The 14,390-nt window shown below is 70.5% G+C and carries 17 protein-coding genes, 2 tRNA genes and 1 pseudogene; 12 read left to right on the top strand and 8 right to left on the bottom strand.

Annotated features, from left to right (window positions below):
* The first annotated feature begins 151 nt into the window (after window positions 1-151).
* Together NQZ70_RS12680 and NQZ70_RS12685 are read left to right on the top strand one after the other, a co-directional pair.
* Window positions 152-1,348 carry a hypothetical protein gene (locus tag NQZ70_RS12680; RefSeq protein WP_207217817.1) on the top strand — a complete coding sequence of 399 codons (1,197 nt, stop codon included), beginning with the start codon at window positions 152-154 and terminating at the stop codon, window positions 1,346-1,348.
* On the top strand, window positions 1,345-2,133 hold the full coding sequence (locus NQZ70_RS12685) for an MXAN_2562 family outer membrane beta-barrel protein (protein WP_129574460.1): 789 nt from the start codon (window positions 1,345-1,347) through the stop codon (window positions 2,131-2,133). Before NQZ70_RS12680 ends, NQZ70_RS12685 begins: the two co-directional genes overlap by 4 nt.
* A 102-nt stretch (window positions 2,134-2,235) precedes the next feature.
* On the opposite strand, the gene NQZ70_RS12690 is transcribed toward NQZ70_RS12685, so the two are convergent.
* The gene (locus tag NQZ70_RS12690) at window positions 2,236-2,805 is read right to left on the bottom strand and encodes a serine protease (protein WP_129574461.1); all 570 of its coding nucleotides are present in this window, start codon (window positions 2,803-2,805) and stop codon (window positions 2,236-2,238) included.
* Between the two features lie 165 nt (window positions 2,806-2,970).
* Window positions 2,971-3,044: transfer RNA gene (locus tag NQZ70_RS12695), tRNA-Pro, on the bottom strand.
* A 155-nt stretch (window positions 3,045-3,199) separates the two neighbouring features.
* On the opposite strand from NQZ70_RS12695, the gene NQZ70_RS12700 reads away from it, so the two are divergent.
* The 3 genes from NQZ70_RS12700 to NQZ70_RS12710 all read left to right on the top strand — a co-directional run bounded on the left by NQZ70_RS12700 (window position 3,200) and on the right by NQZ70_RS12710 (window position 5,142).
* Window positions 3,200-3,616 carry a VOC family protein gene (locus NQZ70_RS12700; RefSeq protein WP_129574462.1) on the top strand — a complete coding sequence of 139 codons (417 nt, stop codon included), beginning with the start codon at window positions 3,200-3,202 and terminating at the stop codon, window positions 3,614-3,616.
* A gap of 282 nt (window positions 3,617-3,898) precedes the next feature.
* Window positions 3,899-4,906, top strand: a complete 1,008-nt coding sequence (locus NQZ70_RS12705) for a hypothetical protein (protein ID WP_207217818.1) — start codon at window positions 3,899-3,901, stop codon at window positions 4,904-4,906.
* A gap of 163 nt (window positions 4,907-5,069) precedes the next feature.
* A tRNA-Arg gene (locus tag NQZ70_RS12710) sits at window positions 5,070-5,142 on the top strand.
* A 181-nt stretch (window positions 5,143-5,323) separates the two neighbouring features.
* On the opposite strand, the pseudogene NQZ70_RS53320 reads toward NQZ70_RS12710, so the two are convergent.
* Window positions 5,324-5,818, bottom strand: a pseudogene (locus tag NQZ70_RS53320) (tyrosine-type recombinase/integrase); the annotation flags it as partial.
* Window positions 5,819-5,872: 54 nt separating this feature from the next.
* Between NQZ70_RS53320 and NQZ70_RS12720 the strand changes: the two are divergent.
* On the top strand, window positions 5,873-6,259 hold the full coding sequence (locus NQZ70_RS12720) for a hypothetical protein (RefSeq protein WP_237245270.1): 387 nt from the start codon (window positions 5,873-5,875) through the stop codon (window positions 6,257-6,259).
* A gap of 155 nt (window positions 6,260-6,414) precedes the next feature.
* On the opposite strand, the gene NQZ70_RS12725 is transcribed toward NQZ70_RS12720, so the two are convergent.
* Window positions 6,415-6,633, bottom strand: a complete 219-nt coding sequence (locus tag NQZ70_RS12725) for a hypothetical protein (protein ID WP_129574464.1) — start codon at window positions 6,631-6,633, stop codon at window positions 6,415-6,417.
* A 115-nt stretch (window positions 6,634-6,748) separates the two neighbouring features.
* On the opposite strand from NQZ70_RS12725, the gene NQZ70_RS12730 reads away from it, so the two are divergent.
* Together NQZ70_RS12730 and NQZ70_RS12735 are read left to right on the top strand one after the other, a co-directional pair.
* The gene (locus tag NQZ70_RS12730; protein WP_207217819.1) at window positions 6,749-6,940 is read left to right on the top strand and encodes an addiction module protein; all 192 of its coding nucleotides are present in this window, start codon (window positions 6,749-6,751) and stop codon (window positions 6,938-6,940) included.
* 539 nt (window positions 6,941-7,479) lie between these two features.
* Window positions 7,480-7,776 carry a hypothetical protein gene (locus NQZ70_RS12735; RefSeq protein WP_272828268.1) on the top strand — a complete coding sequence of 99 codons (297 nt, stop codon included), beginning with the start codon at window positions 7,480-7,482 and terminating at the stop codon, window positions 7,774-7,776.
* A gap of 278 nt (window positions 7,777-8,054) precedes the next feature.
* Here the strand turns inward: NQZ70_RS12735 and NQZ70_RS12740 are convergent, their stop codons facing one another.
* From NQZ70_RS12740 to NQZ70_RS12755, 4 genes are all read right to left on the bottom strand, one after another.
* Window positions 8,055-8,378 carry a hypothetical protein gene (locus tag NQZ70_RS12740; RefSeq protein ID WP_129574467.1) on the bottom strand — a complete coding sequence of 108 codons (324 nt, stop codon included), beginning with the start codon at window positions 8,376-8,378 and terminating at the stop codon, window positions 8,055-8,057.
* A gap of 244 nt (window positions 8,379-8,622) precedes the next feature.
* Window positions 8,623-8,811 carry a hypothetical protein gene (locus tag NQZ70_RS12745; protein WP_129574468.1) on the bottom strand — a complete coding sequence of 63 codons (189 nt, stop codon included), beginning with the start codon at window positions 8,809-8,811 and terminating at the stop codon, window positions 8,623-8,625.
* On the bottom strand, window positions 8,808-9,110 hold the full coding sequence (locus NQZ70_RS12750) for a hypothetical protein (protein WP_129574469.1): 303 nt from the start codon (window positions 9,108-9,110) through the stop codon (window positions 8,808-8,810). The genes NQZ70_RS12745 and NQZ70_RS12750 overlap by 4 nt, the downstream gene beginning before the upstream one ends.
* A 56-nt stretch (window positions 9,111-9,166) precedes the next feature.
* A complete protein-coding gene (locus NQZ70_RS12755; protein WP_129574470.1) occupies window positions 9,167-9,763 on the bottom strand; it encodes a helix-turn-helix transcriptional regulator in 597 nt (198 codons plus the stop codon).
* A 95-nt stretch (window positions 9,764-9,858) separates the two neighbouring features.
* On the opposite strand from NQZ70_RS12755, the gene NQZ70_RS12760 reads away from it, so the two are divergent.
* The 4 genes from NQZ70_RS12760 (at window position 9,859) to NQZ70_RS12775 (ending at window position 14,223) form a co-directional block, all read left to right on the top strand.
* Window positions 9,859-10,077: a hypothetical protein gene (locus tag NQZ70_RS12760; protein ID WP_129574471.1), complete on the top strand. Its 219-nt coding sequence runs from the start codon at window positions 9,859-9,861 to the stop codon at window positions 10,075-10,077.
* Window positions 10,074-10,982 carry a bifunctional DNA primase/polymerase gene (locus NQZ70_RS12765; protein WP_129574472.1) on the top strand — a complete coding sequence of 303 codons (909 nt, stop codon included), beginning with the start codon at window positions 10,074-10,076 and terminating at the stop codon, window positions 10,980-10,982. Before NQZ70_RS12760 ends, NQZ70_RS12765 begins: the two co-directional genes overlap by 4 nt.
* Entirely contained in the window at window positions 10,979-12,310 is a 1,332-nt protein-coding gene (locus NQZ70_RS12770; protein WP_129574473.1) for a phage/plasmid primase, P4 family, read from the top strand. Before NQZ70_RS12765 ends, NQZ70_RS12770 begins: the two co-directional genes overlap by 4 nt.
* 1,085 nt (window positions 12,311-13,395) lie before the next feature.
* Window positions 13,396-14,223: a DUF5050 domain-containing protein gene (locus tag NQZ70_RS12775; protein WP_237245271.1), complete on the top strand. Its 828-nt coding sequence runs from the start codon at window positions 13,396-13,398 to the stop codon at window positions 14,221-14,223.
* Window positions 14,224-14,390: the final 167 nt, after the last annotated feature.

A 14,390-nucleotide genomic window follows, 5' to 3' on the forward strand; every position in this document is an offset into this window, starting at 1 on the left:
GGGCCGCCGGTGCTTCCGAGCGCGGCGGACGCGGTCTTCGGAGGGGCTCCGACTCGGGCAGAGGCGCGGCTTCCCTGCTGCTTCCCTGCTGCGCGGAGGGCTGTGCGAGGCATTTGCGGCGTGGTACGAGCTGTGCTGAAAGGACCCGCCCATGGACACGACAAGGACTCTCGTGCGGCCCTGGCCGCGAGGGCGGCGGCTCCCCCGGCTGTGCGCGGCGGCGCTCGCGGCGGCGGCGCTCGCCGGAGCCGCGCGCCGGGCCGAGGCGACGGTGACCATCAGCACCGACGTGGACCGCACCGGGGACAGGCGCCCGGACGCGGAGAACCCGCTCTGGATCAGCCGCGAGGACTGCCTGACGGACAACGATCTGCGCTTCACGGTCACGCTGACCGGCTTCTCGACCAGTCAGACGCTCGAGGTCTGGGTCAGCGAGTCGCAGGACTGCACGCTCTACTCGAACCGCGACACGGGCACGCGATGCCGGCGGATCAAGGCCGTGTCGCCCCTCGACGACACGATGGAGATCGAGCTGTCGGCCAAGGAGATCGCGGCGGCCCTCGGCGCCGAGGGGTGCGAGGGCACGAGGTCCAGCACCGGCGCGGTGTCGGTCACCATGTACTTCATGCGGCTCGAGTCGCTGGACCAGGACGGGCCGGATCACGCGAAGTGGGAGAGCACCAAGATGGATCTCCAGGGGCCGAAGCCGCCGACGGAGGTCGAGGCGCACCCCGGCGATGGTCGTCTCCTCATCGACTTCAAGCAGAACGAGGACGAGGACGTGGAGGGGTACTATCTCTACTGCGACGGAGGGGGGCAATCCTCGCCCGGCGCGGGCGGGGCGGGGGCCGGCGGAGGCGACGACGGCGCGGGGGCGGCCGGCGGCGCGGGGGCGGCCGGCGGCGGGAGCGGGGGCGGAGCGACGGGAGCCGGCAGCTCCGGATGCCAGGCGTCGCGCCTGGTCCCCGGGGAGGTCCCGGAGAGCGCGTTGCGCTGTGGCAAGGTGGGGAAGGCCAACCGTGGCGAGGCGATGAAGTTCGACAACGGGGAGGCGATCGCCAACGGCAAGCCGTACGTCGTCGGCGTCTCGGCCTATGACCTCGTGGGCAACGCCGGCCCGCTGTCGGAGCTGTCCTGCGCGACGCCGGTCGACGTCGACGGGTTCTTCGAGAAGTACCGGGACGCCGGCGGGCAGGCCGGCGGGGGGTTCTGCAGCGTCGGGGGGCCGATCGGGGCCGGCCGGTGGGTGTCGGCGCCGCTCGGCGTGCTCGTGGCCGGCGCGGCGCTCGGCCTGTGGCGCCGGGGCCGCCGGCTTCGCGCGCGTTCCATCACGCAGGAGAGCCAATGAACCGTCATCTCCGTCATCTTGCGGCGGCGTGCCTCGCCGGCACCGCGGCGCTCCTCGTCGTCTCCGCGGCCGGCGCGCAGACGAGCCGGAGCGACTGGCGGCAGCACGATCGGGGGAGGATCCTGAGCGAGGAGCGCTATGCCTCGCCTCAGAGCTTCGCGTTCGAGCTCCGCTTCGCCCCGTACTCGCCGGAGGTCGACGAGGAGTTCTCCGGCGCGGGTCCTTACGAGGGGACCTTCGGCGACGGCGCGCGGTTCTATTTCGGGATGGAGCTCGACTGGCTGCCGCTCCGGATCCCGTACGTCGGCGCGATCGGCCCGGGGCTCGGCTGGGGGTACACGTCGGCGTCGGCGAAGGCGTTCGAGGCGGGCAGCGACACGAGGGCCGAGGCGGAGGAGACCTCGTTCACCGTCATGCCGATGCACCTGTCGGCGGTTCTCCGCGGCGACGAGCTGATGCGCCGGACGGGCATTCCGATCGTCCCCTACGCGAAGGCGGGCCTCGGCATGGGCCTCTGGTACACGTCGTCCGGCCCTGGGACGGCGGTGGTCGATGGGGTCCGCGGCGAGGGCATCACCTGGGGCACGCACCTCGCGCTCGGCGCGATGCTCGCGCTCAACTGGATGGATCGCCGCGCGTCGTCGCAGCTCGATGAGACGACGGGCATCAACCACACCTACTTTTTCGGCGAGTGGATGTACGCGAACCTCGACGGGCTCGGCTCGAGCTCGCAGATGCACGTCGGCACCTCGACGTGGGTCCTGGGGCTGGCCCTCGATATGTGAGACGCCGCGCCCGGCGCTTCCGCGGGGGAGCCGCGGCGCCGGGCGCTCAGGAGAGCGCGTCACCGAGCGCCCGTGGGCGGGCGCGCGGCGGCGGGCGCTCGCTCAGGGCGCGCCGTCGTCGAGCGGCGTGGCGCCGTCGTCCTCCTCGATCACCGTCGTTCCCCGGGGCCGGGTCGTGGCCGGGCGGCGCGGGGGGCTGTCGCTCTCGAGGGCCTTGACGGTCTGCGGAGAGGGAGGCCCGAAGATGGGCACCACGAGCTCGCGCGCGGTGCCCTCGCGCTCGTAGGCGATCTTGAGCTCGCTCGCGCTGGCCAGGGTGCGATAGGCCGCGAACAGGTCGTCCGGGCGCTCGAGCGTCGTGCCGTTCACCTGGGTCACGACGTCGCCGGGCTTGAGCTCGATGGCGCTCCAGTCCGCGGGTAGCGCGAGGATCTTCCAGCCGATGAACGCGCCGGCCCGGACGACCTCCTCGACCGGGACGCGCCGCAGGATCCAGGGCGGGCCTTGCTGCAGCACCCGGTCGACGTCGGCGCGGGCGAGCTGCCCGGCGGGCGCCGCCTGCTTGGCCGGGGCTGCGCTCTGCGCCTGCTTGGCCGGGGCCGCGGCCGGAGCGGCCGCCTGCTGCCCGCCGCACCCCGCGAGGACGGACAAGGAGAGACATGCGCCGAGCATGAGCCTTCCGCGCGTCGACATCGGCGGGACTATGCGCGGGAGGCCCGAGGGGGCCAAGTAAGCTGCAGGCGCGACGGGGACGATGAGAGCGGGCGGCAGAGCAGGCGAGCGCTCTGGCAAGGGGCTCGTCGGGATCGCGACAGGGGATGGGATCGTCGGAGAGGGTCGGGGAGGCGGGATTTGAACCCGCGACAACGAGCACCCAAAGCTCGTGCACTACCGGACTGTGCGACTCCCCGGGCGGAACGTCCGCGAGCGGGACCATAGACGAGGTGTGTTGCCGGGGCAAGCCAGCTCGCTCGGGCGCTCGGGCCGGCGGGGGCGCGTGACGCGCGGGTTTCGTGCGGTTTTTCGGTGCGGCGCCGCGAGAAAGGCGCTGAGATGACGGGGCTGCATGGGTGAGACGCTGCCGTCGCTGTCGGTCCATCACCTGGCCGTGGTCGTGCGCGAACTGGAGCGGGCGGAGGCGTTCTATGCGGGCGTCCTCGGGCTGCCGGTGGTGCGGCGCTGGACGGACGAGGCCGGAGCGCCACGGTCGGTGTGGCTCGGGCTCGGGGGCGGCGCCTTCCTGGCCGTGGAGCGGGCGGCGGTCGCCGGGCCGACGCGCTCGGACGAGGCGCCGGGCTGGCACTGCGTCGCGCTGGGGATCGCCCCGTCCGAGCGCGAGGCGTGGCGCCGCCGGCTGGCCGCGGCGGGCGTGGCCGTCGAGCGGGAGAGCGCCTACACGATGTACGCGCGCGATCCCGAGGGGAACCTGGTGGCGCTCAGCCACTACCCGGAGCCGCAGGTGCCGCGGCTGGACGCGGGCTGATCGCGTGCCGGCGGCGTGCGGCGTGCCTGTGCGGAACGGGGGGGCCGACGCGCAGGGAGCGGCGTGGCGAGCGGCCGGCGCGGGGAGCCGAGGGGGCCATGGGGTCACGCGACGCGGGCGGCGTGGCGCGCAGGCGCAGGCGCAGGCGCAGGGGCAGGGGCAGGGGCAGTGCGCGCGGAGCGCGGGGATGAGAAGATGGAAGGTCGGGCGGCGAGCCAGCCTGCTGGAAGCTGCTCGAGGGCAAGCGCGTCGAAGGGGAACGAACGAGCCGGAGGTTTCAAGATGCCGCGTTCAACGTCCGATTCCGTGTCGCCTGATGCTCCTGTGTCGCTCGTGCTCCCCTTCGGGGCGATCGGGCTCGTGGGCGGCTGGCTCACCGCAGACAGCTTCCATCTCCCGGACCGCTCGCTCCATTACCTGCTCGCGGGCGTGACGCCGGTCGTCGCGGGGCTCCTGGGCCACTACCTGACGAGCCGGATCGGAGGCGTGGGGAGCGCCGGCGCGGCGGCGCCGGGCGCGGGCGCGGGGTGGGCGGACGGACTGGGGTGGGCGGACGGACCGGGGTGGGCGGACGGACCGGGGTGGGCGGACGGACCGGGGCGGTGGACCCGGCGGGGGCCGATCGTGGCGAGCCTGCTCGCGCTGTGGGCCATCGTGGTGGCCGGCGTCGTCAACGGCATGACCGTCGGGCTCGTGCTGGGGCCGGCGGGGATGATCGTCGGCGCGCCGTTCGGCGCCGTGTTCTCGCTGCCGTTCGTTCCGGCGCTCGCGGTGGTGCTGCTCGCGGCGAACCGCGTCGGGAGGGCGCGCGCAGGCTCGATCGTGGCGCAGGCGGATCGGCGCGCGGTGTGGTCGGCGACGGCGGCGGTGATCGCGGCGGCGGCGCTGGCAGTGCCGGCGCTCTTCGGGAGGCCGGCGGCGCCCGAGGTGGGGCGCGCGGTGGCGGCGGTCGGGCTCGCGGTGGCAGCGGCGGTGTTCGTGGTCGACGCCGTGGCTCTGGCGAAGGTGCTGACGCTGCGGCTGCCGCGGAGGCTAGTCGGGGCGGAGGAGGCGAGAGAGGGCGGGGCGGGGATTGGGGTGGGGGCGGGGGAGAGGGTCGACTTCGGCCTCGGGGACGAGGTGCGGGTCGAGGTGGTGCGGCCGACCCACGCCTACCGGGGGGCGCCGCAGATCGCCCGGGTGGTGCGGGGGAGCCGAGAGCGCGCGACGGGGGCGCTGCGGGCAGGGCTGGCGCGGGGTGGGATCGCGCTGGCGATCGGGGCGGCGCTCTGGGGAGGGCCGTGGACGTGAGCGAGGGGCGGGGAGGTCGGGGAGGGGAGGACGGCGGACGAGCGGCGGGACGGGGCGGAGAGGAAGCGGAAGGGCGGACTGAACGGCGAGGCGGCTGGGGATCGGGCTTGAAACACGAGGCGAGGTGTGCCAGGGTCCCGCCCCCGTAGCGGCTGTTGCCCCTGCCCCCGTAGCTCAGTGGATAGAGCAGCGGTTTCCTAAACCGAAGGTCGCAAGTTCAATTCTTGCCGGGGGTGCCCTGTGATTTCGGGCACTTGCGAGAGCGGGCTCAGGCGTCGTGGGCAGACTGTGGGCAGATCGCTCTGCCCATGAACCGGACGCCTGATGGGTCTCCCTGGCCGCCGCGTCCAAGGCCGAGTCCGCCAGGTGGGCGTAGCGCTGGGTGACGCTGATGTCCGAGTGGCCGAGGAGCTCCTTGACCTCCTCCAGCGTCCAGCGGCGTCCACGCCAGCCCGCGATGAGGGAGGACGCGCAGGTGTGCCTGAGGTCGTGCCAGCGGACCGGCCGCCGGTCGTGGCGTTCCTCCGCGACGATGCCCGCGGCGGTGAGGTGCTTCTTCCAGTGGCGCGGAGCCTTCGCTGCCTGCCGGCGCTCTCCCCGCGGGCTCGGCCAGAGCAGGCCGTGGGAGTTCTTCTTCCGGGGGTCAGCCAGGCGGGCCACCTGCCGCTGGGTCGCCTCCAGCGCGAGGCCGAACAGCGGGACGCGACGGATCTTGCCGCTCTTCGTCGACTTGTCCTTCTTGCCGAACCGGATCACGACATACGGCCGCGCCACCTGAAGGTGTACGTCCCGGAGCTCAAGGTTCCACTGTTCCGATTCGCGAACACCGGTCCACAAGGCGAACGCCGCGAGGTCGCGATCTTCCTCCGGGATGTCCTGGCAGGACAGCAGCCGCTCCTGCTCCTCAGGCATGAGGTACGTCCACGGGTCGAACGTCCTGCGGTCCTTTCTCTTGGCGCGCGGTAGGTGGACCTCCTGCGCCGGGTTCTCACGGATGAGCTCGCGCTCGACGGCTGCCGCCAGACAGCAGCGGAGCAGGTTGAGCGTGTTCTTGATCGTCTGCTTGCCGAGCCGGCGTTTCGGCGCGTTGCGGTACCCTCGGCCCGGCGCGGCGCTCTTTCGGAGCATCTCTGCGAGCCAATCGCGCACGTGCACCGGACGGATCGAGGCGAGCGGCCAATCGATGAAGGCGGCCGTTTCGATGTGCCTGCGCCAGCGGCTGCGGTCGCTCGTGATGTCCTCGACGCCAGAGATCTCTCGGTCGTCCATCCACCGGGCGCCCCAGCCGCGCAGCGTGTTTGCCTGCTCGTGGACCAGGTTGCGCTCGGCGATCTCAGCCAGTGCGGCGTCTAGAAGGGCCTCCGCTGCCTCGTACGTGGCGCAAGGCTCAAGGCGCCCGCGCCCGACGCTGATCGGTAGGCGCGGGCTCCAGCGGCCATCGCGTAGGAGGTCGATCGTCCCCGTGCCACGGCGGCGTCGGCGAGGATTTGAGGGCGCGCTCTGGTCACTCATGGTCTGCGGACTCCGAGGCGGTCGAGCTGTGCCCGGGCGCGCGCCCGGGTGAGATCGTCGGGAGGTTCTACGGGGCGACGAGGAGGGGCCCGCCAAGGGGGCGCCGGCGGCGCGTTGCTGTCCGCGAAGTTGTCGCCCTCGACGAGGGCGTTGGCGAGCTCGCGGTGGAGCTCCGCGAGCTGCCGGTGGAGCTCGACAACGCGCCGGGGGCTCATGGGGCGACAGCTCCTTCGATGCCCTGGCGTTCGACGTGGGTCCGCCGGCCTCCACGCCGGAGCTGCTACGCTGCGGGTCGTGTCCCTCTCGGTCGAAGAACTCCTCGAGGAGGCGATGAAGCTCCCCGAAAGCGAACGGCGCGTCCTCGCGCTACGGCCCTTGGAGAGCGTGGGCAACGAGCCGCCGGAGGAGGTCGAACGCGCATGGGCCGAGGAGGCCCGGAGGCGCCTCGACGACATCCGGGCGGGGCGCGCCGAGCCCGTCCCCTGGGAGGAAGCGCGCGGCCGCATCTTCACGCGCGGCTGACCCCGAGATCGAGCCAGGGGGTCATGGCCCGCGAAACCCAAGGCGGTTGAGCTGGGCTCGGGCGCGCGCCCGGGTGACATCGTCGGGAGGCACCACGGGCGCGACCACGAGGGGCCCGCCGGTTCGTCGGGTACGCTTCTTCGGCGCGGGGGCCGGCGGAGGCGGAAGGGGCGCCGGCTGCGCGTTGCTGTCAGCAGCGTCGTCGCCCTCGACGAGAGCGTCGGCGAGCTCGCGGTGGAGCTCCGCGAGCTGCAGGTGGAGCTCTGCAACGCGCCGAGCGTTCATGGCGCGACAGCTCCCTCGACGGCCTGGCGCTCGAGGTGCGGCCGGCGGCGTAGCTTCCGCGTCCTGACGTTGCGGCATCGCTTGCCCGGTGCAGCTCCGCACTTTGGGCAGGCCGCGTGCCGGATCGAGTCGTGCGTATGCTCCGCTGGGGCATGCTCCACCAGCGTGGTCTGGTGCTCCTGGGCCGCGACGTTGAGCGCGGGCTCGGGATCCGGCGCTGGCGTGCTGAGCCACAGCCCCGCGGGATACAGATCGTGATCGTCCTCGCTGCCGTTCTCCTGCTCCGCGTCGAGCTGCTCGGGGGCAACGTCGGCGTCGAGCTGCTCGGGGGCAACGTCGGCGTCGAGCTGCTCGGGGGCAACGTCGGCGTCGAGCTGCTCGGGGGCAACGTCGGCGTCGAGCTGCTCGGGGGCAACGTCGGCGTCGAGCTGCTCGGGGGCAACATCGGCGTCGAGCTGCTCGGGGACGGGCGCGCGGGGCGGCGCCGGGTCGAGCGCCAGTGCAAGTTGCTCCGGACGCGTCCGGACAGCCAGCGCGCCGGGCTCGCGTGACCACGCTGCGATCACCCGCGCCAGTTGAGCAGGCCAGCCACCGTGAGCACGGAGGCGCCGGCAGAGCTGCTCGACGGTCACGGGCCGTGCCAGGACCCCTTCCTTGCAGGCCACCCGGCACGGCGGTCCGTCCTCGGGGAGCCGGTTCACCAGCATCCCGAGCTCCCACAGCTCGTCGAAGCCGCGCTCCAACTCCTCGACGAAGGCGTGGCGCAGCTCCTTGAGGGTCAGTCCCTCCGGGCGCGCCTGGAGCAACTCCAGCACGAGCGCGGCGGCTGTCACGCCCCCTCCCCTGATGGCCGCGAGCCTCCGCAGGGCTCGTCGGGAAACATCTCTCGCCACACCCGCTCCCTGTCCTCCCAGTCCGCAACGGCGGCGATAGCCTCGCGCGCTATCCATCGTGTGTGCGTCTGCATTGCGCGCACGGTCGCGCGCATCGCCTCGAGCGCGCACCGCGCGCCTGTCTCGTCCGACACGCGGTAGAGCTCGACCAGGTGCACGAACGAGCGTAGCGCCCTGGCGTCTTGCCCGGTGAGGGGCGCTGTGCACCTGGGGCCGTAGTTTGCCCTCAGAAACCTGTAAACGCTGTCGCACACAGCCATGAAACTTCCTCCCTATGGGGCGTCGTGCGCGTCGTTGCACAACCACACTTCGCGCCCGTGCCTCCACTCCCAAACCCAACCCGACAGCAGCGCGGCCACGTAGCCACGCCACTCGACTGCGCGCCCGCAACGCGAGCAAGAGATCACGCGACGCGCCGGCTGGGCCCACGTGTCCGCGTAGGCCTTCCGCCCGGCGCGCCTATCACGCGAGCGGCGCGCGGCCTCTCGGTGCCACCACGCCAACTCACGCCTCTTCCTTCTCCGGCACAGCGGCAGCGAGCTGCGCCTCGACACGCAGCCCCTCGACCAGATCCGCCAGGTCGTTGAGCTCCCACGAATAGACCGGAGCGATGCGAATGCCGCGATCGAGCCGGCTTGCGGTGTCACGTAGTCGTTGCTCCCACTCCTTCGCGCGCTTCTCCAAGTGGCTCACGTTCGGCCTCCTCGCCGGAACGGCGGTGGCGCTGCGTTCGTCGACCCGGGCGCACACGGCGCACCGCCGTCCGCGCCTGGGTCGACCTGGCGTCGCTGCTCGAGCTCGAGGAGCCGCTCCGCCTCCTCGGCTGCCTGCACGTCCAGCGCGTCGAGCCCGCCGGGCACGAGCTGCCCGGTCTCGACCCACACGACCGCTGTAAGGAAGTACGCGTCACGGAGCCGCGCGACCGCGTAGGTGCGGAGCTCGGAACCGAGCCGGACGTCGACGAAGCAGGTCGAGAGGCGTGGACAAGACACGCCTGAACGATATAGTGTCAACTATATCGTGTCAACGATATATCTTTCCGGGCGCTCTACTTGGGCGGGGCCCCTCGGCGTGCGTCCGCCGGCTGGCTCACTGCTGAGCCCACGGCGAGGGTGGCACCGGTCACGCGGACGCCCCGCGCCCGCAGTCGAGCCGCCGCGTCCAGCCAGACCCGCGCGGCCTCTTCGGGCGCCTCGAGCTCGGCCACGAGGTGAGCCGCCTCCGTCAGAGCGCTCAGAACGCTGTGGGCATCGCCGATCGTGTGGCGTCCCGGCTGGAGCGCCCGCGTCAGCACGTCCTCGAGCATCCGCTGCGCCTCGGCCGAGCGCGAGCGCGAGGACGCCGCCGCTCCTTCGATGAAAGGCGGCGGCGCAGCATCCGGGGATGCCCCTCGCGTCCCGTTGGCATTGGCAGGGGCTCCGCCGCCCTCCTCGACGAGAGCCTGGAGCCTCGTGCGCTCCTCGGGCTTCAGCTTCAGGACGGTGGCGACCTGGCGGAGCTTCTCGCGCTCGGGGAGCGCTCCGTGCAGCTCCCAGTTGTTGACCGTGCTCCAGGACGCCTTCAGTTCCCGCGCTAGTTCCGCCTTGCTCACGCCGCGAGCCTCGCGGAGCTCCTGTAGGTACATCCCGAACGCGCTGCGCGCCATGTCCCAGCCTTGGGATCGCCGGCCTCGCGTGACAATCTGAAGTCGGCGACGATATATCGTTGAAACTATATCTTCGTCCGCGTATCATCCGCCGCATGAACGTGAAGCAGTTCCTTGAGGCGACGGGCATGAACATCCACAAGCTCTCTCAAGAGGCCGGCGTCGCGTACTCGACCCTCCACCCTCACGTCCGCAAGGGCAAGAAGCTCGGTGAGGCGACCGCCCGGAAGCTGGAGGCCTGGTCCAACGGGAGGATGAAGGCTGCTGAGATCCTGGAGCTCTCGGCCCCCGTCGACTCCGGGCGCAGGCCGTGAATCTCCTCGAGGTTGCTCTCTCCTACGCCGCCCGCGGGTGGCCGGTGCTGCCCGTTGCGTGGCCCGTCGCCACCGGCGACGCCGCCCGCTGCTGCTGCGAACGCTCCGCGTCCTGTGCAGGTTCCGCATGCCGGCGGATCGGGAAGCACCCAGCGGGCCGCCTCGTTCGGCGAGGCGTGCTCCAGGCGAGCACGGACCGGGGGGTCATCCTTACGTGGTGGCGCTCGGCACCTCAGGCGAACATCGGGATCGCCCTCGGGAAGCACGCCGGCGCCTTCGTGGTGGACGTCGATCCGGCGGCCGGCGGGGATCGCACGCTGGTGGAACTGGTGCGGCTGCACGGCCCCCTTGGGAAGACACTGCACGCCTTCACTGGCTCCGGGGGCGATCACTGGTGGTTCCGGTGGCCTGGCGTGCACGTGCCGAGCGTGACCGGGCGCCTCGGTCCCGGCGTCGACGTGCGAGGGGACGGCGGCTACGTCGTCGCGCCGCCGTCGCTGCACGTCAGCGGGACCCGCTACGCGTGGGAGGATCCGAGCGCCGAGGTGCAGCCCGCGCCGCGGTGGCTGCTCGAGCGCGTGGTGACGTCGGCTCCGAGCCGGCGGAGCAAGCCAGAGGGGCGGCCTGGCGAGCTAGGTGCTCCGGCGGACGCGCACCGGCGTGCCGCGGCATACCTTGAGACCCTTCCGCCCGCCGTGCAGGGTCAGGGTGGCAGCCGCGCGACGTTCCTCGCGGCGCTGCACCTGGTCAAAGGGTTCGGGCTCTCGCCGCAGGCGGCGCTGGCGCTCCTCGAGCAGCTCTACAATCCGCGCTGCCAGCCGCCGTGGAGCGCGAAGGAGCTCCACCACAAGGTCGCCAGCGCGGAACGCTCGCAGGCGCCCGTTGGCTACCTGCTCCGGGCGTGACGACCGTGCGTTTCGCGCGTGGAGATCACGCCGAGCTCGCGAAAGCCGTCCTCCATGCGCTCGGCCCGGCACCGTTGACGTACGACGCTGGCGAGTTCTGGCGTTACAGCCCCTCCCGTGGGGTGTGGGAGCTCGTTCCGAGCCACGTGGTGCGACACACGGCCGCCCAGTTCGCCGGCGCACCCGTCGGCCAGGACGAGAAGCCGCTCAAAGTCAACGTGGCCGACGTGCGCGGCGCGGAAGCCATCGCACGGGACGAGCTGCTGTCTCAGGCCGGAAGAGTGACCTTCTCGGGAGCTCCTCCAGGCGCTGCCTTTCGCAACGGCTTCGTCGTGGTGAGGGACGGCCGGATCGACGTCGTGCCGCACTCCGAAGCCCACCGAGCCCGGCACGGCTACCCGATGGACTACGTGACGTGGAGCCCTGGTCATACGCCGTTGCTCAACGAGTTCCTCGAAGGTGTCTTCGCGGATTGCAGTGAGGAGGAAGCCGCGGCCAGAACCGCGCTCCTCCAGGAGTTCGTGGGCGCCTGCCTCATCGGCGACGCCGTGAGGTACCAGCGCTGCCTGATTCTGTATGGCGAGGGCGGTAACGGAAAGAGCGCGGTGATCAACCTCGTGAGGGCGATGTTTCCGCCGGAAGCTCTGGCGAGCCTTCCGCCGCAACGATGGACGGAGAGGTTTGCGCTGTCCGCGCTTGAGGGCAAGCTGGCTAACTTCGTGTCGGAAACGCCCACCGGAGAGATCCTCGACGGCGGGGCGTTCAAGGCGGTGGTGACGGGTGATCCGGTGATGGCGGAGAGAAAGCACCGCGATCCCTTTGAGTTTCGACCGGTTGCCGGGCACATGTTCAGCACGAACTGGCCGATCGCTGCGTCGGATTTCTCCGCAGGCTTTTGGCGGCGGCCCATGATTCTGCCGTTTACCCGAAGGTTCGACACGGCACAGGAGAGGAAGATCGCACCCGAGGCTCTTGTCCTCGATCAGGAGCTATCCGGGGTTGTTGCTTGGGCTCTTGAGGGAGCCGCTCGCCTGCAGCGGCAGAAGCACTACACGATGCCGAGCCAGAGCCTCGTGCTCGTCAACGAGTGGCGGGATTCTTCAGATCAGGTGCGACTCTTCCTCGCGACACGCCCGGCCGACGAGGTCATTCAGGCGAGCGAGTTCTACAGACAGTATCGGGCATGGGCCGGAGAGAATGGGCACAAGAACACGCTGTCGGCCCACATGTTCGGCCGGCGAGTCGTGGCCTCCAAGCTGTACGAGCGCGACGAAGGCGAAAAGGCGCGCTTTTACCGGCGGGTGCCAGCGGGGGCCCTGCTCCGCTGACGCGGACTCGGGGCGCGGGGCACCCGTCGGCGAGTTCTCGGAGCGCTCCGGCTCGTCGGGTAGCGCGTCGGCTCCCCCGGTAGCACCCGCTGCGTCCCATCCTCAGCCGGCGCCCCCGCCGTCAGAGCCACCTCCGGCGACCGGGGGCGGACCTGCGGCTCGTCGCGAGCTCCGGGCCGAGCGGCGCTGCCGTCCAGGGCTGCGCGACCGGGCCCCGCGCTCCGTGTCGCCGGACAAACTCCAGGGTAAGCTCCAGGCCGTAAGTACTCGAAAGTCCACTGGTCTGGAGCTTCTGGAGCTTCTGGAGCTTGTTTCCGGCAACCGTTCCTGCGCGCCTGCGCGCGATCCACAACCCGCAGAAAAGCTCCAGAAGCTCCAGAAGCTCCCGGAGCAGCCTGAAACCCATAAGTTATCAACGACTTGTGACCGGGAGCTTTTCCTGGAGCTTCGCGGAAAACTCCAGCCGTACGAAGTGAGCCAGGGGGCTGCCACTTCTCGCTTGACAGCGTGGTCTGCTTCGGCGTCCACCTTTCACGGGCGCGCTTACCTCTACTCAGACCTGCTGGGCTGCTCCCACCCCGCGCTGCCGGGCGAGCTCGAGTCCGGCATGGACGCCGAAGTTGTTCGGCGAAGCTGCGGGTAACGTACTCTGCACGCCGCGCCGGACTGGGGGAACCGCTCTCAGATACCCAGCGCGAACGCTATGGGCGAACGTGCACTCACGCTCGACAGGGCCAGCCAGACGACTTTACACTCACCACCGGAGGATAACCATGTGGCGACTGGCATGCCTTGGCGCAGTGACGTCGTGGGTGGCTTTAGCGGGAGGGTGTGCACCGTCCGATCGGGAGTTTGGTGGTTCGAGCGGTGGGGGAGGAAGTGAATCAAATGACGCCGCCAGTGTTGCTTCGAGCGGCACCGCTGCCAGCGTTGCTTCGAGCGGTACGGGTGTCAGTTGTGAAGGAGCCGCGGTGTACTGCGCGGGAGCCTGTGTAGACACCTCCGTTGATTCGGAGCATTGCGGTAGGTGTGACCACAGTTGTCAAGGGGGCGCTTGTGACGGATCGATGTGCCGGCCCGTCATCTTGGCCATTGTAGATCCCGCTGCAGACCTCGTCGTGGACACGACAAATGTATATTTCACAGCTCCGGCTGTGAATGGCAAGGTGGTAAAGGTTCCGAACGCCGGGGGCAACACGACTGTGCTGGCCGCCGGGCAGGCAAACCTGCAGGGTATAGCCGTGGACGCGACAAGTGTCTACTGGACGAACGGTGGTGCGATAATGAAGGTGGCGATTGACGGAGGTGATCCTGTGGCACTCGCCGCCGAGCAGCGGGACCCGGCGAACGTCGCTGTGGACGCGACAAACGTTTATTGGACTAACCAGGGTGATGGATCGGTGATGAAGGTGACGGTCGACGGGGGCGACCCTGTGACACTCGCCTCCGGGCAGCTGGGCCCGTTCGACATCGCTATAGATGCGACAAGCGTTTACTGGGCTAACACGCGTGATGGCTCGGTAATGAAGGTTGCGATCGGCGGGGGGGACCCCGTGGCGCTCGCTACAGTGCAGTCGGAGCCGCAGAGCGTTGCAGTAGACGCGGCGAGCGTCTACTGGACTAACAGGCAGGACGGTTCGGTGATGAAGGTCGCGATCGACGGAGGTGACCCAGTGTCACTGGCGTTTGGACAATCGAACCCGCGGAGTGTCGCTGTAGACGCGAGCCACGTCTACTGGATCAACTGGGACGGCTCCTCGTATCAATTGATGAGGGTGCCGGTGTCGGGAGGGAATCCGACGGCGCTCATTACTGAACCGTTAACACGTGGGCAGCAGTGGGCGCTCGCTGTGGACGAGGAGAGTGTCTACTGGATCGCTGACCGGAAGCTGCTGAAGCTAGTCAAAGACTGAACGAGCCGCTCTCATCCTGCCGCGTTCAGGCGTGTGTTCACGTTCGTCGCCAGGGGGCGAGAGCGGCGGGCGCACTTCGCTTCTGCACGGTTGCAGCGTGCGCCGTGGTCGCCCGAGAACCTGACTCTTCCCGACTGGTCGACGTGTCCCCGCTGGCCTGCCGTTTC

Origin of the sequence: Sorangium sp. So ce836 (assembly GCF_028553905.1) — a bacterium.
Taxonomy (GTDB): Bacteria; Myxococcota_A; Polyangia; order Polyangiales; family Polyangiaceae; genus Sorangium; species Sorangium cellulosum_D.

Coding starts and splice junctions, on each gene's coding strand:
- NQZ70_RS12725 (WP_129574464.1), bottom strand. CDS start 6,633: ATGAGCCCCCGGCGCGTTGTCGAGCTCCACCGGCAGCTCGCGGAGCTC.
- NQZ70_RS12680 (WP_207217817.1), top strand. CDS start 152: ATGGACACGACAAGGACTCTCGTGCGGCCCTGGCCGCGAGGGCGGCGG.
- NQZ70_RS12705 (WP_207217818.1), top strand. CDS start 3,899: ATGCCGCGTTCAACGTCCGATTCCGTGTCGCCTGATGCTCCTGTGTCG.
- NQZ70_RS12730 (WP_207217819.1), top strand. CDS start 6,749: ATGAAGCTCCCCGAAAGCGAACGGCGCGTCCTCGCGCTACGGCCCTTG.
- NQZ70_RS12755 (WP_129574470.1), bottom strand. CDS start 9,763: ATGGCGCGCAGCGCGTTCGGGATGTACCTACAGGAGCTCCGCGAGGCT.
- NQZ70_RS12700 (WP_129574462.1), top strand. CDS start 3,200: ATGGGTGAGACGCTGCCGTCGCTGTCGGTCCATCACCTGGCCGTGGTC.
- NQZ70_RS12760 (WP_129574471.1), top strand. CDS start 9,859: ATGAACGTGAAGCAGTTCCTTGAGGCGACGGGCATGAACATCCACAAG.
- NQZ70_RS12740 (WP_129574467.1), bottom strand. CDS start 8,378: ATGGCTGTGTGCGACAGCGTTTACAGGTTTCTGAGGGCAAACTACGGC.
- NQZ70_RS12685 (WP_129574460.1), top strand. CDS start 1,345: ATGAACCGTCATCTCCGTCATCTTGCGGCGGCGTGCCTCGCCGGCACC.
- NQZ70_RS12690 (WP_129574461.1), bottom strand. CDS start 2,805: ATGCTCGGCGCATGTCTCTCCTTGTCCGTCCTCGCGGGGTGCGGCGGG.